The organism is Bremerella cremea (assembly GCF_003335505.1).
In the GTDB taxonomy this organism is placed as follows: Bacteria; Planctomycetota; Planctomycetia; order Pirellulales; family Pirellulaceae; genus Bremerella; species Bremerella cremea_A.
This window is the reverse complement of sequence record NZ_QPEX01000046.1, coordinates 44,080-63,166: the sequence shown is the minus strand read 5'-3', so window position 1 is coordinate 63,166 and position 19,087 is coordinate 44,080. Positions and strand designations below refer to the sequence as shown.

17 protein-coding genes and 5 tRNA genes are annotated in these 19,087 nt (G+C 54.0%); 19 read left to right on the top strand and 3 right to left on the bottom strand.

From position 1 onward, the window contains the following. Positions 1 to 126: 126 nt before the first annotated feature. The gene (locus tag DTL42_RS24030) at positions 127 to 843 is read left to right on the top strand and encodes a class I SAM-dependent methyltransferase (RefSeq protein WP_114373089.1); all 717 of its coding nucleotides are present in this window, start codon (positions 127 to 129) and stop codon (positions 841 to 843) included. A 91-nt stretch (positions 844 to 934) separates the two neighbouring features. On the opposite strand, the gene DTL42_RS24025 is transcribed toward DTL42_RS24030, so the two are convergent. Next, the gene (locus DTL42_RS24025) at positions 935 to 2,089 is read right to left on the bottom strand and encodes an aldose 1-epimerase family protein (protein ID WP_114373087.1); all 1,155 of its coding nucleotides are present in this window, start codon (positions 2,087 to 2,089) and stop codon (positions 935 to 937) included. Between the two features lie 429 nt (positions 2,090 to 2,518). Between DTL42_RS24025 and DTL42_RS24020 the strand changes: the two genes are divergently transcribed. From DTL42_RS24020 to DTL42_RS23970, 11 genes are all read left to right on the top strand, one after another. Next, positions 2,519 to 3,553 carry a sugar phosphate isomerase/epimerase family protein gene (locus tag DTL42_RS24020; protein WP_199590212.1) on the top strand — a complete coding sequence of 345 codons (1,035 nt, stop codon included), beginning with the start codon at positions 2,519 to 2,521 and terminating at the stop codon, positions 3,551 to 3,553. Positions 3,554 to 3,629: 76 nt separating this feature from the next. Further along, on the top strand, positions 3,630 to 4,769 hold the full coding sequence (locus DTL42_RS24015; RefSeq protein WP_114373083.1) for a Gfo/Idh/MocA family protein: 1,140 nt from the start codon (positions 3,630 to 3,632) through the stop codon (positions 4,767 to 4,769). Positions 4,770 to 4,856: 87 nt separating this feature from the next. Beyond that, positions 4,857 to 5,510, top strand: coding sequence for a hypothetical protein (locus DTL42_RS24010; RefSeq protein WP_114373081.1), 654 nt, complete (start codon positions 4,857 to 4,859; stop codon positions 5,508 to 5,510). Positions 5,511 to 5,553: 43 nt separating this feature from the next. Beyond that, on the top strand, positions 5,554 to 6,402 hold the full coding sequence (locus DTL42_RS24005) for a sugar phosphate isomerase/epimerase family protein (protein ID WP_114373079.1): 849 nt from the start codon (positions 5,554 to 5,556) through the stop codon (positions 6,400 to 6,402). Positions 6,403 to 6,522: 120 nt separating this feature from the next. Further along, positions 6,523 to 7,281, top strand: coding sequence for an SMC-Scp complex subunit ScpB (gene scpB, locus DTL42_RS24000; protein WP_114373077.1), 759 nt, complete (start codon positions 6,523 to 6,525; stop codon positions 7,279 to 7,281). A gap of 218 nt (positions 7,282 to 7,499) precedes the next feature. Continuing rightward, positions 7,500 to 8,195, top strand: coding sequence for a ribulose-phosphate 3-epimerase (gene rpe, locus DTL42_RS23995; RefSeq protein WP_114373075.1), 696 nt, complete (start codon positions 7,500 to 7,502; stop codon positions 8,193 to 8,195). A gap of 17 nt (positions 8,196 to 8,212) precedes the next feature. Further along, positions 8,213 to 8,800: a histidine phosphatase family protein gene (locus DTL42_RS23990; RefSeq protein WP_114373073.1), complete on the top strand. Its 588-nt coding sequence runs from the start codon at positions 8,213 to 8,215 to the stop codon at positions 8,798 to 8,800. Next, positions 8,769 to 9,728, top strand: a complete 960-nt coding sequence (accD, locus tag DTL42_RS23985) for an acetyl-CoA carboxylase, carboxyltransferase subunit beta (RefSeq protein WP_114373071.1) — start codon at positions 8,769 to 8,771, stop codon at positions 9,726 to 9,728. Before DTL42_RS23990 ends, accD begins: the two co-directional genes overlap by 32 nt. A 238-nt stretch (positions 9,729 to 9,966) precedes the next feature. Further along, complete coding sequence (locus tag DTL42_RS23980; RefSeq protein ID WP_114373069.1) at positions 9,967 to 10,845, top strand: serine/threonine-protein kinase; 879 nt, start codon at positions 9,967 to 9,969, stop codon at positions 10,843 to 10,845. 156 nt (positions 10,846 to 11,001) lie between these two features. Further along, on the top strand, positions 11,002 to 11,208 hold the full coding sequence (locus DTL42_RS23975) for a small basic protein (protein WP_105356454.1): 207 nt from the start codon (positions 11,002 to 11,004) through the stop codon (positions 11,206 to 11,208). A 171-nt stretch (positions 11,209 to 11,379) separates the two neighbouring features. Beyond that, on the top strand, positions 11,380 to 12,084 hold the full coding sequence (locus DTL42_RS23970) for a VIT1/CCC1 transporter family protein (protein WP_114373067.1): 705 nt from the start codon (positions 11,380 to 11,382) through the stop codon (positions 12,082 to 12,084). Positions 12,085 to 12,115: 31 nt separating this feature from the next. Here the strand turns inward: DTL42_RS23970 and DTL42_RS23965 are convergent, their stop codons facing one another. Together DTL42_RS23965 and DTL42_RS23960 are read right to left on the bottom strand one after the other, a co-directional pair. After that, positions 12,116 to 12,877 (bottom strand): DUF3891 family protein, encoded by a 762-nt coding sequence (locus tag DTL42_RS23965; protein WP_158545532.1) that lies wholly within the window; start codon positions 12,875 to 12,877, stop codon positions 12,116 to 12,118. Between the two features lie 73 nt (positions 12,878 to 12,950). Next, on the bottom strand, positions 12,951 to 14,408 hold the full coding sequence (locus DTL42_RS23960; RefSeq protein ID WP_114373063.1) for a hypothetical protein: 1,458 nt from the start codon (positions 14,406 to 14,408) through the stop codon (positions 12,951 to 12,953). Between the two features lie 553 nt (positions 14,409 to 14,961). Between DTL42_RS23960 and DTL42_RS23955 the strand changes: the two genes are divergently transcribed. From DTL42_RS23955 to DTL42_RS23925, 7 genes are all read left to right on the top strand, one after another. Next, on the top strand, positions 14,962 to 16,635 hold the full coding sequence (locus DTL42_RS23955) for a sigma-70 family RNA polymerase sigma factor (protein WP_114373061.1): 1,674 nt from the start codon (positions 14,962 to 14,964) through the stop codon (positions 16,633 to 16,635). 395 nt (positions 16,636 to 17,030) lie between these two features. Continuing rightward, a tRNA-Thr gene (locus tag DTL42_RS23950) sits at positions 17,031 to 17,103 on the top strand. A 98-nt stretch (positions 17,104 to 17,201) separates the two neighbouring features. Then, positions 17,202 to 17,283 (top strand) — tRNA-Tyr (locus tag DTL42_RS23945). A gap of 56 nt (positions 17,284 to 17,339) precedes the next feature. Continuing rightward, positions 17,340 to 17,410 (top strand) — tRNA-Gly (locus DTL42_RS23940). A gap of 167 nt (positions 17,411 to 17,577) precedes the next feature. Beyond that, positions 17,578 to 17,649, top strand: a tRNA-Thr gene (locus tag DTL42_RS23935). A gap of 79 nt (positions 17,650 to 17,728) precedes the next feature. Beyond that, positions 17,729 to 18,925 (top strand): elongation factor Tu, encoded by a 1,197-nt coding sequence (tuf, locus tag DTL42_RS23930; RefSeq protein ID WP_114373059.1) that lies wholly within the window; start codon positions 17,729 to 17,731, stop codon positions 18,923 to 18,925. A gap of 54 nt (positions 18,926 to 18,979) precedes the next feature. Continuing rightward, positions 18,980 to 19,052 (top strand) — tRNA-Trp (locus tag DTL42_RS23925). The last annotated feature ends 35 nt before the right edge of the window (positions 19,053 to 19,087 follow it).

The following is a 19,087-nucleotide window of genomic DNA, read 5'->3' as shown; positions in this document are numbered from 1 at the left end:
TTCGCTTTGTCCTTTTGCGAAACTCTTCATGCGGGCAATAACGGTTGCATCGCGCGGCGAACCTGAGACAAGCTTTTTCGGTCTCTGCTGGTAAGTTCTTTTGCATCTTAGCATGAAAGGTGATTTGTGAGTGAAACCCGTAAGTCCACGGTCGAGGAAATTCGTGCCCGCTTTGATAACGATGTCGAGCGTTTTTCCAATCTAGAAACGGGCCAGTCCGCGACCATAGACGCGCCGCTCGTCTTGGATTTAATTACTCAGGTCGCGGCCACACATCTTCCTGACGCAGCCACGGTGCTTGATATTGGTTGTGGTGCTGGAAACTACACGCTGCAACTGCTGAAACGAAAGCCGAACTTAGCATGCACACTAGTCGATTTGAGTCAGCCCATGTTGACGCGCGCAGCCGAGCGGCTGGGGGAAAGTAGTGCCACGCATGTCGAAACGCATTGTGGCGATTTTCGCGACGTTACGCTGCCAGATTCCCATTTCGATATCGTAATGGCCGCCGCTGTGCTGCATCACTTACGTGATGACGACGATTGGAAGCAGGCATTCGCCAAGATCTACCGCATCATGCAGCCGGGGGGAATGCTGCTGGTGAGTGATTTGATCGGACACGATATTCCGGCGGTTCACGCCGTGCAGTGGGAGCGTTATGGCGATTATTTACGAGAGCTGCGCGACGATGACTATCGCCAGGCCGTTTTTGATTACATCGAAAAGGAGGACACCCCCCGCAGCCTGGCCTACCAAATCAATCTTTGCCGAGAAGTCGGCTTCCAGCAGATCGACGTACTGCATGCGAATGCTTGTTTTGGGGCGTACTGTGCGGTAAAGTGATTCGCGCAGGAGACGCGCTGAGTCTTGGTCACTCAGCCCCGTAGCGAAATCTTCCTGCGGGGTCTTGCGCGTCGCGATTAATATGCACCGACTAGCTGCACCAACTTGCTTGCGGCATCCGGTGAACTTTGGCTTCGGTTCCTTCCGTCAGAGCCACGATTGCTTTTTCAGCCGCTTCAACGCTGGCCGTATCGGGATGGAATCGCAGTGCCAGGTCGATGTCGTAACTGGTACCTGGGGCAAGTTGGACGACCCGACCTTGTTTCTCTTCAAAAGATCGCGGGTTCGGATAATTGGTCGCCGGTTCAAGGCCGGTTACGTAGCCATCTTGCTCGGCTGCCGTATACTTCCAGAGGCTAAAGCAGGGAAGTTGCTTGACGTTGAAGTGCACGGAGACCCCTTGGTCGCCAGCGGCGTTCTTGAGTAAGGCCGATGTTTGGCCGTTTTCGTCTCCAGCAAACTGCATGAAGTAGACCTGTTCCTGGTAACCATCGGTCGGACCGGAATAGGTAGACCAATCGGTAATCCCGCTGGCCGCATGGTCGTTGCGGGGGCAGATTTCAACGGCAGGACAAACCACCGAGGCTCCCTCGCCCAAGATTGGGGCGCCTAGATTGATGTGATAGAGCATCTGGGCCGTGGTTGCCTGGGCCGAGCGATTAACGATGGAGTCTCGAATTCGAAAACCGTTCTCACCAGACTTCGTGCGGATTTCGGTCTTTAGGGCAACGTTGTAACAGAGGAATCGTGTTTCTCGCACTTCCCCACTGATACAAAGTTCGCCATCTTCTGAGACGACCACGACCACGTCTTCGGTAGGCTGGTTGGCAATTCGCCCATGCAGCGGGTACTTCAAGCGGTTGGTTTCCGCATCGAATTCCGGCGCTCCGTTGCTTTCTAAGCCGCAGCGAACGATTAACTCGTCCATGCCGTCCAGCCAACCCAGTCCGCTGGGCTCGGCCAAAGGAACGAATCGCGGGTGAACCGGGCCTTCAACGGGCGAGGTCCAGCCGATTCGCGTTTCTCCGTGTTTGGCTTGATGAATGCCCATACCACGGGTTGGGATGGTGGTAAAGGAGAAATCGCCGTTGTTAACGGTTAGCAGTTCGACCCCGTCGCGACGTCCGCCGATCAAGCGAGTATGAGTGACCGCCAAGCCGTGTGATTTAAGGGTTTTGAGAAATGGGGCCGGTTGCTGGAAAGCAGACTCGACATCGTATTCACTCAGAATCCAGCGATTGCTCATGGCGGCAGCTCCGTCTTGTTGTTGTCACTCAAAGATGGCTTAGGTGGTAATGGAGAATTATCCGCTAACATAAGGAGATTAGGCCCTGCTTTCCAGCACTGACGGCGTGAAATCAGAGTCATTTACTTGTCAGGCGAATAAAACTTGTTAAAACTGGCGATTCCCTATACGGCTTGGGGCGCCCTCTGGACTACTCCTAACTCATGAACATGCAAAGAGGAGCCTGCCCCTCTGCCCGTCCATGTTCCGGCTCCTTGGCCCCCTGCAATCGGCGACGAATGTTAATAGGTGCGCCTTTCATAATAGATAGAAGCAAACGAATCTTTCTGTGGCTAAATCTTCTTCGAAATTTGGCCACCAAGGTTACAGAGCGACCAGAGGAAGATTTTTCACCCTTTCCCGCATAAAACCTCCATCGGAGTCCTCCTCATGAGTGAGCATCCTAACTCGTCCCCGAAACTTCATAACGCGATGTGGCCTGGCTTGGTCGGTAAAGAAGAAGGTACCGACCATCCGCCGATCAGCTTAGAACGCATGCTCGAGCTGACTGCCGGCGCGGAAGTGGATGGCGTGAAGTTTGACGGTATCGACTACTTCCTCTTTCACCCACATACCGATCCTGACGCTTCCGATGACGAGTTGAAGCGAATCGCCGACTTGGTCGCTTCGCACGATCTGGCTATCGGTTCGTTGGTCGCACCCATTTGGCCAGGCACGGTCGGTGGTCCAGCAATGGGGACCGACGAAGAACGCAGCAACTTCGTGCTTGCCGTGAAGAAAGCTTGCCGTATCGCCAAGATCTTCAACGAACATGGCGTGCGGAAGTATGGTGTCATCCGTATCGATTCCGCTTCCGGTGTCGAAGCGTGGTCAGCCGATCCAGCAGGCAACACGGCTAAGATTGCCGAAACCTTCAAAGAAGCCGGCAAGGTCGCTGCCGATAACGGCGAGCGTTTGGCTGCGGAAGGAGAAATCTGCTGGGGGGCGATGCACTCGTGGAAGAATATTGTCGAATTGCTCGAAGCAGTTGGCATGCCAGAAACGGTAGGCTTCCAGGCCGACTTGGCCCACACGTACTTGTATCTGTTAGGGTACAACGCACCTGAGCACGCACTGCTGAAGGAAGGCTACACCGAAGAAGAGTTCTGGGCGGCTTACACCGAAATGACCAATGCGTTGCGGAAGTGGACCATCGACTTCCATGTCGCGCAGAACGACGGCAGCGTGCATGGAACTGGTTCGCACGATAAGACGGGCCGCCACTGCCCAGCCGACGATCCCAATGGCAAGCTCGATATCGTCAAGTGCAGCAAGTACTGGCTCGAAGGAGCTCAGGAACGTGGCATCAAGCATATCTGCTGGGATGGCTGCATGTTCCCGAATGAAATGCTCGAGAAACAAGAGACCTGGAACACGATCCTTGATGCGATGATCAAAGTCCGCGACGAGTGCGGCTGGAACTAGTTTCTCGCAGCAAGCCCTTTCAACTATCACCCCATGCGCGAGATGTGTTCGCGTTTTCCTCTGGGAGAATCCCTCCATGGCAAAGAAACAACTTCGTGTCGGTCTAGTCGGGTATGGCTTCATGGGCCGTACGCATTCCAACGGTTATAAACGCGTTCCCGATTTCTTTCCGGAACTGGAATACCAGCCTGTTTTAAAGGCGGTATGCGGTCGGAGCGAAGAAAAGACCAAGGCCTTCGCCGAACAGTGGGGCTACGAGTCGTACGAGACCGATTGGGAAAAGATGATTGCCCGCGACGATATCGACGCGATCGATATCTGCACCCCCAATGACACGCATGCTCCGATCTCGATCGCCGCCGCCAAGGCCGGCAAGATGGTGCTGTGCGAAAAGCCTATCGGCCGTACCGCAGCCGAAGGAGAAGAGATGGTCAAAGCGGTTGAAGATGCCGGTGTGGCCAACACCATCTGGTATAACTACCGCCGTCTACCGGCCGTTTCGCTGGCCAAGAAGATCATCGATAGCGGCAAGCTCGGCCGGATCTTCCATTATCGCGCCAACTTCCTGCAAGACTGGACGATCAGCGCTGAATTGCCGCAAGGTGGTGCTGGGTTGTGGCGGTTAGATGCCACTGCCGCTGGTTCTGGGGTAACAGGAGACTTGTTGGCTCACTGCATCGACACCGCTTTGTGGCTCAACGGCAGCATCAAAGACGTCAATGCGATGACCGAAACGTTCATCAAGGAACGTGTTCACACGGCCACCGGCGAGAAGCAGGCCGTTACCATCGACGACGCTTGTACGTTCTTCTGCCACTTCGAGAACGGTTCGCTCGGTCTGTTCGAGTCGACCCGCTATGCTCGTGGCCACAAGGCGCTATATACCTTCGAGATCAACGGTGAAAACGCCTCGATCCGCTGGGACTTGCACGACTTGAACAAGCTGGAATACTTCGATCACGCCGACGAAAGCGAAGTCCGTGGTTGGCGTACGATTCATATCACCGATGGCGATCACCCCTACATGGATCATTGGTGGGTGCCAGGGCTATGCATCGGATACGAACACAGCTTCGTGCATCAAGTTGCCGACTTCTTGAAGAGTTTGGAAGATGGCAAGCCGTGCGAGCCAACCTTCCGCAGTGCCCTGGAAACAGCCAAAGTGTGTGATGCCGTTTTGGCCAGTGCCGCCGAGAAGTGCTGGAAAGACGTTTAAGTAAACGCATTTCGAGATACGAACCAATGCAGGGAAAGGGTAAGCAATTGCCCTTTCCCTTTTGCGTTTCCAGGCAAAGATAGAAGCATGAATTACCTTGCCCATGGAAGACCATTTCTCGACCGCCCCTACTTTTTAGCTGGCACGGCGGTGCCTGATTGGTTGAATGTTGTTGATCGCAAATGCCGTTGCCGCTCGAAGAAAGCTGCACCACTGGTCGACTCTAGCGACCCCATTGAAGCCCAGATCGCGGCGGGGATTGTGCAGCATCACGCCGACGACGATTGGTTTCATCAGACCGAAGAATTTAACCGTTTGCAGTGGGATTTCACCAAGCGGATTCGCGATTTTCTCGGCAAAGATAGCGGCCTGCGTCCTAGCTTTCTCGGGCATATCCTGGTCGAGTTGCTCTTGGATTCAGTTCTGATGGAAGACGATCCGGAAGAGCTAAATGCCTATTATTTAGCCATGAACGAGGTCGACGGGGAACGCGTGCAACAGACGGTCGAGCGGATTGCCGGGCGACCAGCAGACCGGCTAGATTGGTTCATCGAGCGATTCGTTGAAGTCCGTTTCTTAGAAGACTATCCCGACGACGAAAAACTGCTCTACCGGTTGAATCAGGTCATGCAACGCGTCAAACTACGAGCTTTGCCGGATTCATTTCGGTCGCTTCTGCCAGAGCTTCGCCTTGAAGTTCGGGCCTCCTCGGCGGCCTTGCTGACCGAGCACCCCACGTAAATACCCCTCTACTCGCTTGCAGTTTGACCAGGAGACCCCGTCGATGAAATTTGGCATGAACTTGTTGCTTTGGTCTGGCGATCCCGACGATAGCTTGTTGCCGGTGATTGAAGAATTGAAGGCCGCAGGCTTTGACGGTGTCGAGATTCCGCTGTTCAATCTGGACGTCGACAAATGGACGAAGTACGGCGAAAAGATCAAGGCCATGGATCTGAAGTGTACGGCCGTGACCGTCCGTAACGAGGAAGACAACCCCATCAGCCCCGACGCTGCCGTGCGTGCTAAAGGTGTCGAGCTGAACAAGAAAACGCTCGATTGCTGTGCTGCCCTGGGGGCGGAAACGCTGGTCGGGCCTTATCACTCGGCGATCGGCTATTTCAGTGGTGCCGGTCCGACGGAGGACGAATGGAAGTGGGGTGTCGATTCGATGCGTCAGGTTGCCGAATATGCTGGCAACGTCGACGTAATGTTGGGTGTCGAGGCACTCAATCGCTTTGAGTGCTACTTGCTGAACGTCCACAAAGATTCGGCTCGCTTCGTGCGGGAAGTCAATCATCCCAATTGCAAGGTGATGTACGACACGTTCCATTCCAATATCGAAGAATCGGACATGGCCCAGGCAATTCGCGATTGCTCGGACGTGCTGCATCACGTGCATATTTCGGAAAACAACCGTGCCACGCCAGGCACCGGGCACGTCGATTTCGATACGAATTTCGATGCCTTGAAGGAAGTGGGCTACGACGGCTGGATGGTGGTGGAAGCGTTTGGCTTGGCTCTGCCTGAAATTGCTGCCGCCACCAAAATTTGGCGGAAGATGTTCGATACCGAGCTGCAACTCGCCAAAGATGGGCTGGCGTTTATGAAGCAGGAAGTCGCCAAACGCTGGTAAATACAGGCGTTAATACACAACTCGATTGCTCTTCATGGCCACGCTTGCGTGGCCATGTTTGTTTCGAAGTGTTGGCATTCGGCTTGAGCGACTGGCCCAGCGGTCGATATAGTGCCCTCTATGACCGACGATGATGAACAGCAATTCGATCTCTCTGCCATGTTCGCTGAAGACGCGGGCGATGATGGGGGACTTTCCCTCGACCGCTTGTCAGCCACCTATGCCGAGGCACTGACCGGTCGGGCCTCTCCCTTTCAAGAGGAAGAGCCACAGCCCGAGGGGGAGGAGACCGAGGAGGAATCGACAGCTGAGGCAATCTCGCGTCTCGCCGACGAGGCGGTGGCTGAGGATCCGTGTGAGCTTTCGCCAACCACCATTCTGGAGGCCCTACTTTTCGTTGGGAATGCCTCGAACGACAAGCTGACCGCCGAAAAAGCGGCTTCCGTCATGCGTGGGGTGAAGCCAGACGAGATCGAAGATCTAGTCACGCAGCTAAACCGGAAATACGAAGCGGAAGGTTGCCCTTACGAAATCAGCGCCGTCGGCAACACCTACCGCATGAGCCTGCGAAACGAATTTCGTCCGCTGCGCGAGAAATTTTATGGCAAAGTGCGCGAAGCAAAGCTCTCGCAGCCTGCGATCGATGTGCTTTCGCTGGTGGCCTACAACCAGGGAGCGACGCGGGAAGAAGTCGACGAAATGAGGAACAAGCCAAGTGGGCCGATTTTGACCCAGTTGGTCCGGCGTCGGTTGCTGCGAGTCCAGCCAGATCCTGAAGAGAAACGGATCAAACGTTACACGACCACCGAGCGCTTTTTGCAGCTGTTTGGGCTGACGACCCTCGATGATTTGCCTCAGCCGCAAAGTTTAGACGATTAAGATGCCGTTGTAAGGTGTTTCTGAGAAATGGCTTATGGAGATTGGACGCTTTAGCGGCTGACGAGCCCTAGCCTCGGATGTATAATCTGACCCAATGAATTTGAGGGGCAAAATTTGCCTCTAAGAACACTTCCGCAATCTCATACCAAGATTGCTGGCCAGCAGGGCATGTAATACCCAGCCGGTGAAGTGATCCCTCCCCTGAAACAAGGTCTGGCATGTCTCGTCGTTCGCATCTTGCGCGACTCCGCCAACAGGCGCCACTCATCCTCCCCTCCGTGCTATCGTGCGACTACAGCGATATGCGGGGAGAAGTGCAGAAGCTGGAAGCTGCTGGCGTGCAAGCACTTCATTTGGACGTGATGGACGGAAACTTTGTTCCTAATTTGACTTACGGAATGCCGATTATTGCCGCGTTTCGCAAGCTTACGGAACTTCCCCTCGATGTCCATTTGATGATCGAGAATCCAGGCCAATACGTCCGACAGTTCTATGAGGCGGGCGCAGATATCATTACCATCCACGAGGAAGCTGCGGGGGAGGATACCGCACGGATTCTGCAAGAGGTCAAGGAGCTTGGTGCTGGTGCTGGCGTTGCTATCAACCCAGATATTCCGGTCGAGCGCGTGATGCCTTTCCTAGAAATCGCAGACTTGATACTCATTATGAGTGTGAATGCAGGATTCGGCGGACAAAAGTTCAACCCGGTAGCGATCGAGAAGCTTGAGATGCTACGGAAAGCCGGCCCCAAGGAACTTCTTTTGGAGGTTGATGGGGGCGTGAACTTGGAAACCGTTCAGGCTTGCACGGAAGCGGGGGCAGACCTCCTGGTAATAGGATCAGCGATTTTCAATCAATCGGATTACAAAGCGGCGATCGAAGAATTGTATCGTTCGGCGCACGTTTCGAACTAATTGAGAACAGCTTTGCCATGCTACGCATAGTGCTCGTAAGACCTGGGCAGACCGAATATGACTTTCAAGGTCGTATTCGCAGCCGTTTGGCGGTCCCTTTAACTGAAGAGGGAAGCCGCCAAGCCTCGGAAATGGTCAAAGAACTTCGTGAACTCGATTTCAAAGCGATCTACTGTGGTCCTTGCCAGGCGTGCGCCCAGACCGCCGAAGCATTTGCCAAATCGCTTGGAATGAAGGTTCGCCAGATGGATTCGCTGGCCAATTTGAATGCCGGATTGTGGCAGGGAAAGCTGATCACCGAGGTCAAGCAAAACCAGCCAACCGTCTATCGTCTGTGGCAAGAGAACCCAGAGGCGGTTTGTCCCCCCCAAGGGGAGACTTTGGGCGAGGTGCGCTTGCGTGTGCAGAACGCCCTAGACAAGATATGGAAAAAGCATCAAAAAGGCGATGGCAACGTGATTGTGGTCGCCCCTGAACCTCTGGCATCCATTATTCGCAGCGAGATCCTGCAAACCGAATTCGGTGATTTGTGGGAAGCTGAACGCCGATGTGGATGGTGGGAACTCATCCAGTATGAAAAAAACGCCGTCGTCTCCAAAGTCTAAGTCTACGCAAAAGTTACCGACAAACACTTTGGAAGCTACCTCTCCGACATCACCTCCCGTCGAGGAAATGAGCATGGCATCTGTCACGTCAGACATCGAAACCCAAAGCGAAGACACCAGCAAGCCGAAGAAGCGAGGTGTGCCGGAAGGTTTGTGGCAACGCTGTCCCGGCTGCCAGGCGGTGATCTTCCGCAAACAAGCCGAGCAGCTTTTGGGTGTCTGTCCCGAATGTGACTATCATTGGACCATCTCGGCCAAGCAGCGGATCGACCAGGTTCTCGATACCGGCACGTTTGAAGAGTGGGATGCCGATCTGACTTCGCTTGATCCCCTGAACTTCAAAGATAAGAAAGCCTATGCCGAGCGGATTATCTCGGAGCAAAAGCGAACCGGCCTGCGAGATGCCGCTTTGACTGGGGCCGGCATGATTCGTGCCCGCCGCGTTGCCATCGGGGTGACGGACAGCGCCTTTATCATGGGAAGCATGGGAAGCGTCGTTGGCGAAAAGCTAACCCGCCTGATCGAGCGAGCCACGGCCCAAGACTTACCGTTGATCATCATTAGTGGTTCTGGTGGTGGTGCCCGGATGCACGAAGGGATTTACTCCCTGATGCAAATGGCCAAAACGACGGCCGCTTTGGCGAAGTTTCATGAAGCGGGCGGCTTGTTTATCTCCGTTTTGACCAACCCGACGATGGGTGGAGTCGCGGCCAGCTTTGCCTCGCTGGGGGATTTGATCTTTGCGGAACCTCAAGCCCTGGTTGGGTTTGCAGGCCCGCGTACCATCAAAGCGACCATTCGGATTGATCTGCCGGAAGGTTTTCAGACGAGTGAATTCCTGCTTGAGCACGGCTTCGTCGATCGGATTGTCCCACGCAACAAGCTGAAACTCGAAATTGCCCGGTCGATTGACTATTGCGGTAAGTAATGGTTTTACCGCCTCTTTCCTTAAGTTCTCGTTAAACAAGCACGGAAGCACGACCTTGTTTTCGGGTACCTGCCAGCTTACAGTGGGGGAAGAGGCACCGGAACAGACAACTCAGCAAACATCTCCTGCGGCAAAAATCGGGCATTCTTGCGCCCGTTTGTCCGCTGGAACTCGTTCAGGGGCCTAGATTTGATTTGTCATTTCAGGTTTTCCCCTTCATGACGGGTTCCTTCTCCCCATGAGTCTGCTGAAGAAGTTCACCTCCTTTTTTGCTGGCAAGCCCAAGCTTGATATCGCTTCGCGGTTTGAGATCCTGCGTGAAGCAGTCTCAGGCACGATGAGCGAATTTTATAAGGTTCGCGAGCATTCAACCGGGCGAACGCTAGGGCTCAAGGTTCTCGATCTCGAGAAGCAGCAATTCTTTGATTCTCGCTTCACCGGCATGACGCGCCCCAAGGAAGGCGAGATTGCGATGTCGCTGACCCATCCTTGTATCGTGCGAACGATCGAGCACGGCTTGGTCACGACGGGCCAGCAGTACGTGCTGATGGAGTATTTGGATGGACGAGGGCTAAATTCGCTGATTGTCGATCGAGACCCGATGCTGGAAGGGAAGCAACTGATTTTGTTGCGGCAAATGGCCGATGCGTTGGCCTGTGTTCACGATGCAGGCTACATTCATCGCGATATTTGCCCACGCAATTTCATTGCCGCCCCTGATTGCCGGTCGTGCAAGTTGATCGATTTTGGGCTCACGCTGCCAGCCAAGCCTGAATTCATGGCCCCAGGCAATCGCACCGGTACGCCCAATTACATGGCTCCTGAGATTGTCCGTCGACGGGCCACCGATCAGCGAGTCGATATCTTCTCGCTGGGGGTAACTGGTTTCAGGCTTTTAGCTTACGAGTTGCCTTGGGCGGCCTTAGAAGGAACTGGGCGAGACGCGTTAACGCACGATACGCTGGCCCCGAGCGATATCTTGCAAAAGCGACCAGGCCTCAACCCTGAACTGGGAGAGTTGATCATGTCGTGCATCGAGCGTGATCCCCGGTTGCGGCCAGAATCGGCCCGCGAGTTGTTGGCCCGGCTGCAAAAAATCAAAAAAATGGAAGCCTAGAAACGGCCCATTTGGCGGGTCGGTTACGCCTTGACGCCTTATTGGGCTCTGGTATCATAATGCGTTTCCCCTGGACCTCAGTCCATCGCCATAGCGACTATTTACCCGGCGGAATACCATTTTCCGCCTGATAACGCATAAATCAGGAGAGTAGCCGTGACCATCGATAAAAGCCTGAAAGTGAAGCGGGGTGGTATTTCGACCCGCAGTGTCCTGAAGCGTAGCGAACGTATCGCTCAGATGAAGGCCAAAGGCGCCTTCGACGACGAGAACACTTCGCCGATCGGTCTGCCAAAGACCAAGGTCGTGAAGATCTCGATGAAGAAGAAGAAGAAGGTGAAGGAAGAAGACGGTAAGAAGTAGTCTTCCGGATTGCCTGGATGAATATCTCAAAAAGCCCTGCTCTGTGCAGGGCTTTTTTTTATGGAAAAAACGCTCGGGGCTTCTGTGCTGTAGGCGAATCGCACGATAATAGGGTCCGCTTTCGTCAGTATTTCCAGGCTTGTTTTGCCCTCTTTTGCAAGGCTACCGGTCATGAGTCCCAGGCCAGTTCATCGCGAGTTTCACCGGGCAGATCGGATTGGTTGGCTGCGGGCTGCCGTTTTGGGCGCGAATGATGGCATTCTCTCGGTTGGCAGTTTGATCGTAGGTGTTGCTTCGGCGGAGGCCGATTATTACCAGGTCGTTCTCGCTGGGGTCGCTGGGCTGACCTCAGGGGCTTTGTCGATGGCGGCCGGGGAGTATGTCTCGGTGAGTTCTCAAGCCGACACTGAAGAGGCCGACACCCAGCGCGAGCAGGAAGAGCTTGCCACGAATCCGGAAGGTGAGCTGGCCGAGTTGACCGAGATCTACGTGCAGCGTGGCTTAGAGCCTCAGTTGGCTCGTCAGGTGGCGACTCAGTTGATGGAAAGCGATGCCCTCAAGTCCCATTTGCGGGATGAGCTAGGAATCTCAGAGCACATGGTTGCCCGTCCGCTCCAAGCGGCTTGGGCTTCCGCGCTGTCCTTCAGTATCGGGGCAGCTTTGCCGGTTGCCGTGGCTGCATTGGCACCTCGATCGCTGGTGGTTCTACTTGTGGCTATTGCCACCGTGCTAAGCCTAGCCGGGCTGGGCGCTTTGTCGGCAGTGACCGGCGGCGCTTCGCCCTGGAAAGGGGCGTTGCGCGTCGCTTTCTGGGGAATTGTGGCGATGGTGATCACATCGTTAATCGGCAAGCTGTTTGGCGTCTCGATGGCTTAGCGACCTTGCTTGCATGAGATCTTCTGGTTGGCTAATTCGAAACAAATCGCCAATTCAGCCGTCTCCAATCGGTCATTTCACGCAGGAGGTCGTCGGTGTTGTCGTAGTCTCGGTCAGGGACTAGCCAGCCACCCACCGCGACATGCACATCGTCTACGGTCCAGGGCCAGGGCTCGATAAGGAACTCGCCTTCTTTTTGTGGCGTGACGGTTAAGGGAAGCTCTTGCGGCGTTTCCTCAAACGTATGACGTTCGGTCCGTTCGGCCAGGCAAAGCCACAGGCTGAACCAGTCGAAGAAGCGAAGTTGCCGGAGGGCTAGCTGAACCTCTTCCTCGTGACACGCAGGATGCCGTTCTTCCCAGCGGTCTCGCCAGGTGTCGCAAAGCTCTTCGTACTTGCTTAAAAAAGTGCGTCCTGCTTCTGAGTCGGCAGAATGGCTGTGTTCGCGCAGCATCATGAAGTGCTCAGCGATCAGGTACTGAGCAAACGGGCTGATGCGAGCCGCCCCTTGGATTGATTTCGTCCAGATGGCGTGCGAGTCGGCGGCTGGCGAATCGAGGAACGAAACCGGCCGCTTGGTTTGGGCGTCAATCGGCGGAGCGTTGTCGGTGGGAATCCAGCCGTCATCGTGATGAAAGATCGCTGGCCAGACCACCTCGGGGTGAACGAGAGGCTGGAAACCGCCGTTACCCCAGTGCGATGCCAGGTCGCCCGAAAGTGCCGCGTGGACGGACTGGGGGATCAGGTAGAGAAGTGATTCGCCGCTGGGCGATTGGTACGGTCGAACAATCACAAGGGGGCCTTTCCCTGGTGGCAGGATACAAGCAATGCAAAGTGATTGTTATTGTATGCCGACGTGGCCTCGATCAGCGAATGGTCGTCGCTGGCTCGATGCGAGCTTGAATGAGGGCTGGCTTTTCTGGGGCGGCTTCTTCGGTCTCACCGGCCTCGGTCGGCTGCTGGGCCTCGTTAATCAAATCGAAGCCACTCATAAACGAGCGATCGGCTTGCCCGAACTGCTCGGCTAGTTTGGTTTCAAAGGTGAATACCGTCGAATAGCGATGCCCTTGATCGTCGGAGATCAAGTAGTAGATCCAAGTGATGGGCATGCCGTCGGCGGTTCCCACGGCCGAGACACGCAGTTCACGAAGTCCTTGGGAATTAACCGATTGGGCGGCGTCGATCACTTGCCCTAGGCGTTCTCCTAAGGCTTTCTTGACTTCTACTTCGAAGCCTTCCAGCGTGGTTTGTTCGCCTGGCTTGAGGTTGGTCAGGCGATTGATGTTAGCTTGGGCAAGCAGTTCTCCGTCAGATACCATGCGGAAAACGGTTTGCTTGGCGGTTTCTGCCATGGCGAACCATTCGCGGTCGTGCAAAACGCGGAATCCAGCTTGCTTGCCGGCGAACGATAGCATTTGCGGTCCGCGATTGGCATCGAGGTCGATTTTGGCAAGGCTGGAATCGCTGAGCTGCTCGATTGGTTGGGTGGCCTGGATCTGTGTTCGGACCACGGCGGTAACCTTAAAGCCCGGTACGGCGTGCCCAATGGCGCGGTCTTCTTCGATGGAAGCCGCAAACCAGGTGATCAATTTTTGACGCGTATCGACATTCATGCGGGCCTTGAGCTCGATTTCGGTAGCAACGCCTTGGATGGCCCCAGAGGCTTTTCCTGCGAAAGTGATCTTGGCCACGCCGGAATTGTCGACCTCGGTTAGAACGCCAGTGATTTCGTGGCTGTTGACCGCGTCAATGCCTAGGCATTGAGCGATCGCCTTGTTGTCTGGCGACCAGGCTTGGTCTTTCTTGACGGCCTTTTGAGGAAGTAGCTGGCCAAGAGCGGCTGGGTTGCCAGGAACGCTGATTAGTTCCAGTTCTTCCCGGCTCAAAGTGTATTCAGGGCTAGAGAGAAGTGGGCCGGTGGTGTCTGTGTGGACGCTAATTAGCCTCTTTACCGTTGGCAACGAATCTTTCAAGGGTTTTTCATTTGCCGTCGACTCCGTTTCGGCCTTTTTGTAGTAGCGGATAGCCGTTGTTGGACTCAAATTTCTCTCAATGGCAACATATTGACCTGTTAAGGCCATGGGGTAGTGACGCACCTTACGGCCATCTGGATTGATTCGCATGGTCCCTTGGACCTTCAAATCGGTGTTGATTTGGCGAGTTTTTCCCTGCAGATCTTCTTCAAGCTTCCAAGTGTCTGCCGCAATTGCCGGTGAGCTAACGCACAGCAAAGCCAGTGCGGCACAGTTTACGATGGCAAAGCGAATGAGCGGCTTTCCGTGGTTTTTTGTAACGAATATCGCCGTGGAAGCATCGAAAAACATGAGATCGGCCTAGGATTTATAGGATCGCGGTCATAAGAAGAATCGCTACATATCTGAGAATCGTCAATAAAAGCAGATTATGTTGAAAGATTCTTTTCGCTGCGGTAACTGACAATAGCCAGCGGTTTGACAATCCTGGGCTTCCCTTTACGAAGTTGTAAATTCTGTTGCTTTCGGCACGAAATTCGCAATTGGTTAGGGGGAACAGACTTATCACCAGCAGTGACTCGCTTGTTGATGCCCCATAGGGGTGGATTTTGAAAAAAGAATGAACAAATGAGCAACTAAAGCGGTCACTTCATCGTATAAGTTTATAGAAGAGGTTGGTTTGCAGGCTAATAATTGATTGTTAATTCATTTTGATTTGCAGCCAACTCAACTTTTCAAGCATCTGACAGAAAGAGGCGCTCGCCGTTCAGGTGGGTAGCTGTCCCGTTGCTTGAGTGATAGTTCCCCGGGAAGGGGGGCTAGATCCAAGTTAAACATCGTTTGGGCGATCGGAACTCGCAGGGAAAACCAGACGTATGTTGTTGATCACTGAGTGAGGGACAACATGAACAAGGGATATCAAAACGTTGCATTGCGCCAATTGCGCGATCAACAAATCAAATATGCCCCCCGGGATCGTAAGCTCGATCAGGCCAATCGTGCGGAGAAACTAATCTCCGAGATCGACCCGAGCAAGCAATACCCGGTTGATTATATCTATTACCGCTTAACCGATTTCCGGCCAGAGCAGACCAATGTCGGTTCGTTGTTGCCAGGTAAATCGGCGGCGGAAGATCTTCGCTTGATGGTGGAAGATCTTTCGGATGCGGCGGATGTGTCGGTCGATTCTGTGCCGGAAGAGGTGCTTACTGTCGAGCAGTTAAGCGACCGCTTCAGCGTTTCGACGAAAACCATTTCACGCTGGCGGAAGCAGGGCCTCGTTAGCCGCAAGTTCCTTTTCGAGGGGCGTAAGCGGGTTGGCTTCTTGCGTTCCAGTGTCGAGCGGTTCGTGAAGGAGAATCCTGATCGGATCGAGCGTGGTCGGCATTTCAGCCAGTTGAGCGAAGCCGAAAAGCTCGAAATCATCGACCGCGCACGCCGTCTGGCCAATGCCGGGGGAACCCCTTCGGAAGTCGCCAAGCGGGTGGCTGCCAAGATGAATCGCAGTGTGGAAACGATTCGTTACACGCTCAAGAATCACGACGACGAAATGCCGAAAGAGGCAGTTTTCCCTCGGGGAACCGGCCCTCTGACCGAATCGGCCAAGCAGATCATCTACGGCGAATATCGGCATGGCGTCTCGGTGGATCGCTTGTCAGAAAAGCACGGGCGCACGCGGGCATCGATCTATCGTGTGATCAATGAAATTCGTTATCGACACGTGATGGAGTTGCCGCTGGATAACATCTACAACGACGACTTTGAAAAGCCGGAGTTGGAAGGGGAAATCCTCGGCGATATGCCGCCGCATGAAAAGCCAGCTCGAAAGGTGCGTGTTCCATCTGGTTTGCCGACTTATCTGGCTTCGCTGTACGAAATGCCGCTGCTGAATCGCGAGCAGGAATATCACCTGTTTCGGAAGTTCAACTTCCTGAAGCATAAGTCGCTTAAGATTCGTGATCAGCTTGATCCTCAGCGTCCTAAGTCGAGTGACATGGACGAGATCGAGCGGCTTTACGACTTGGCCAGCGAAGTGAAGAATTTGATCGTGCAGTCGAACTTGCGTTTGGTGGTTTCGATCGCCAAACGGCATGTCGCTGCGACGGAAGACTTCTTCGAGCTCGTTTCCGATGGCAATATGTCGCTGATCCGTGCCGCCGAGAAGTTTGACTACTCTCGCGGGAACAAGTTCAGCACGTACTGTAGTTGGGCGATTATGAAGAACTTTGCCCGGACGATTCCGGTCGAGTTCCGCCATCGCGATCGCTACCGTACCAGTTTGGACGAGTACTTTACCACGCGGGTCGACGAGCGTAGTGATCAGTACGAGCAGGAAATGGCTCAGCAGCAACGTGAGCGACAGATCGATAAGATCTTGCATCGCTTAGACGAGCGGGAGCAAAAGATCATCATCCGTCGGTTTGGCCTGGATCATTCCCGTGAACCGCAAACCTTGAAAGAGGTTGGCGAAGAGCTGGGTGTCACGAAAGAACGAATCCGTCAGATCGAAGCTCGGGCTTTGAATAAGTTGAAGACCGCAGCTCGGGATTTCAACTTCGATTTGCCTGAAACGAACTAAGCATTTGCCATGTTCAGACCGGTGATAACCTATTTGCCGGTAAAATAACCCAAAAGAAACTCACTCAGACGCTCGCTAGTCTCCCTCAGGGCTGGCGAGCGTTTCTTATTTCGTGTTCAATCAGCAATGCGGCAAAGTGACTTCAGTCGTCAGCTGGTTGCTCGGCATCTTTAGGATGCACCGAGTCGTTGGTTAGATCGACTGGAATGCTTTGCGAAAGGGTTGCCAGAGGGGAAGAATTCACTTCCCAGAATGTGGTGAACTCGCTCGGTTGGCAGGTGTCTGATAGCCAGCTGGGATTTTGGTCGATTTTTGTCCGTTAAGGGATGTTCATGCCTTGCGGGGAAAAGCTGACTCGTTATATTTATTGGTTTTCCATAAAGCCCAGGTAGTGGGCTAGCGTAGCTCAATTGGCAGAGCAGCTGATTTGTAATCAGCAGGTTGTGGGTTCAAGTCCCTCCGCTAGCTTCGTTAACGGCGTTTTTGGGTCAAAGTTGGATTGAGAAGTGCCGCAAACAATGGCCTTTCAGTGCGAAAGCAGTGGGGTCAATGATGAGCGATATTTTGGGGGGTTTCCCGAGCGGTCAAAGGGGACAGACTGTAAATCTGTTGGCAATGCCTTCACAGGTTCGAATCCTGTACCCCCCACTAGATTGAATCCTGGGCTTTATTGGAAATTGAGACTAAGAAGGCCTAGGAAGGTTGCGGGTGTAGCTCAATGGTAGAGCAACAGCCTTCCAAGCTGAAGACGAGGGTTCGATTCCCTTCACCCGCTTCGCACAAGCTGCATTACCCGGCTTGATGCGAAGATTGCCCAGGCGGTCATGTTGGCTGCATGCGGCATAGATAACGAAAATAGGGTTGTCCGTTTGGGCGGCTCGGAAGCGGGTAGCCGGGTAAAGGTGACGGAAGCAAAACCCCAATCATGCTTCCCATTTTTCGGCTGCTGTAGCTCAGTGGTAGAGCACTTCCTTGGTAAGGAAGAGGTCAAGGGTTCAAGTCCCTTCAGCAGCTCTTCACGGCACCTTGATTTTCGTAATTGAATAAATCCCAATTTTTTCACGGTTTAACTGGGGTAAGAAAGACATAGAAAATGGCCAAGGACGTATTTGAACGATCTAAACCACACGTCAACGTTGGCACCATTGGTCACATCGACCATGGTAAAACAACTACGACGGGCGCAATCCTGGCGGTTCAGGCTGCTAAGGGTCTGGCCAAGATGAAGGCTTATTCGGAAATCGCCAAGGGTGGTACGGTTCGTGACGAAACCAAAACCGTGACGATCGCCGTGGCTCACGTTGAATACGAAAGCCCGACTCGTCACTATGCCCACATCGACTGCCCCGGCCACGCTGACTTTGTGAAGAACATGATCACCGGTGCCGCCCAGATGGACGGTGCGATTCTGGTGGTCTCCGCTGCGGACGGTCCCATGCCGCAGACCAAGGAACACGTGCTGCTGGCTCGCCAGGTGGGTGTGCCTTGCGTGGTTGTTTACTTGAACAAGTGCGACTTGGTTGACGACGAAGAGTTGTTGGACTTGGTCGAGCTGGAAGTTCGCGAGCTGCTGAGCAAGAACGACTTCCCTGGCGACGATTGCCCGGTTGTTCGTGGTAACTCGCTGGCTGCTTACAACAACCCAGCTGACCCAGAAGCTTCCAAGTGCATCACCGAATTGGTTGAAGCTCTGGATAGCTACATTCCAGAACCAGAACGCGAAACCGACAAGCCGTTCCTGATGGCGATCGAAGACGTCTTCTCCATTGAAGGTCGTGGTACGGTTGCTACTGGTCGTATTGAACGGGGTGTCGTTAAGGTTGGTGAAGAAGTCGAAATTCTCGGCCTGACCGAGAAGCCGACCAAGACCACCGTTACCGGCGTTGAAATGTTCAACAAGATCCTGCAGGAAGGTGTTGCTGGCGATAACGTCGGTTGCTTGCTCCGCGGTGTCAAGCGTGAAGACATTTCGCGTGGTCAGGTTCTCGCCAAGCCAGGTTCGATTAACCCGCACACCAAGTTTGAAGCAGAGATTTACTGCTTGAGCAAGGAAGAAGGCGGTCGTCACACTCCGTTCTTCAGCGGTTATCGTCCCCAGTTCTACTTCCGCACAACGGACGTCACTGGAACGGCTAACCTGGTCGGTGCTGAAATGTGCATGCCAGGCGACAACGTGAAGATTGAAGTTGAATTGCACAAGCCGATCGCCATGTTTGAAGGTGTTCGCTTTGCTATTCGTGAAGGTGGTAAGACGGTCGGTTCCGGCGTCGTTACCAAGATCACCGAGTAAGAATATCAGATACCTGCTTCGCCGGACCAGATTTGTCTGGTCCGGCGATGTCACAGGGGCGTAGCTCAATTGGCAGAGCGCTGGTCTCCAAAACCAGAGGTTGTGAGTTCGATTCCCACCGCCCCTGCTATTCATTGGTGTTACCGAACTTGTTGGGCGCGT

Coding starts and splice junctions, on each gene's coding strand:
- DTL42_RS24010 (WP_114373081.1), top strand. CDS start 4,857: ATGAATTACCTTGCCCATGGAAGACCATTTCTCGACCGCCCCTACTTT.
- tuf (WP_114373059.1), top strand. CDS start 17,729: ATGGCCAAGGACGTATTTGAACGATCTAAACCACACGTCAACGTTGGC.
- scpB (WP_114373077.1), top strand. CDS start 6,523: ATGACCGACGATGATGAACAGCAATTCGATCTCTCTGCCATGTTCGCT.
- DTL42_RS24015 (WP_114373083.1), top strand. CDS start 3,630: ATGGCAAAGAAACAACTTCGTGTCGGTCTAGTCGGGTATGGCTTCATG.
- DTL42_RS24025 (WP_114373087.1), bottom strand. CDS start 2,089: ATGAGCAATCGCTGGATTCTGAGTGAATACGATGTCGAGTCTGCTTTC.
- rpe (WP_114373075.1), top strand. CDS start 7,500: ATGTCTCGTCGTTCGCATCTTGCGCGACTCCGCCAACAGGCGCCACTC.
- DTL42_RS24005 (WP_114373079.1), top strand. CDS start 5,554: ATGAAATTTGGCATGAACTTGTTGCTTTGGTCTGGCGATCCCGACGAT.
- DTL42_RS23955 (WP_114373061.1), top strand. CDS start 14,962: ATGAACAAGGGATATCAAAACGTTGCATTGCGCCAATTGCGCGATCAA.
- DTL42_RS23980 (WP_114373069.1), top strand. CDS start 9,967: ATGAGTCTGCTGAAGAAGTTCACCTCCTTTTTTGCTGGCAAGCCCAAG.
- accD (WP_114373071.1), top strand. CDS start 8,769: ATGAAAAAAACGCCGTCGTCTCCAAAGTCTAAGTCTACGCAAAAGTTA.
- DTL42_RS24020 (WP_199590212.1), top strand. CDS start 2,519: ATGAGTGAGCATCCTAACTCGTCCCCGAAACTTCATAACGCGATGTGG.
- DTL42_RS23990 (WP_114373073.1), top strand. CDS start 8,213: ATGCTACGCATAGTGCTCGTAAGACCTGGGCAGACCGAATATGACTTT.
- DTL42_RS23970 (WP_114373067.1), top strand. CDS start 11,380: ATGAGTCCCAGGCCAGTTCATCGCGAGTTTCACCGGGCAGATCGGATT.
- DTL42_RS23960 (WP_114373063.1), bottom strand. CDS start 14,408: ATGTTTTTCGATGCTTCCACGGCGATATTCGTTACAAAAAACCACGGA.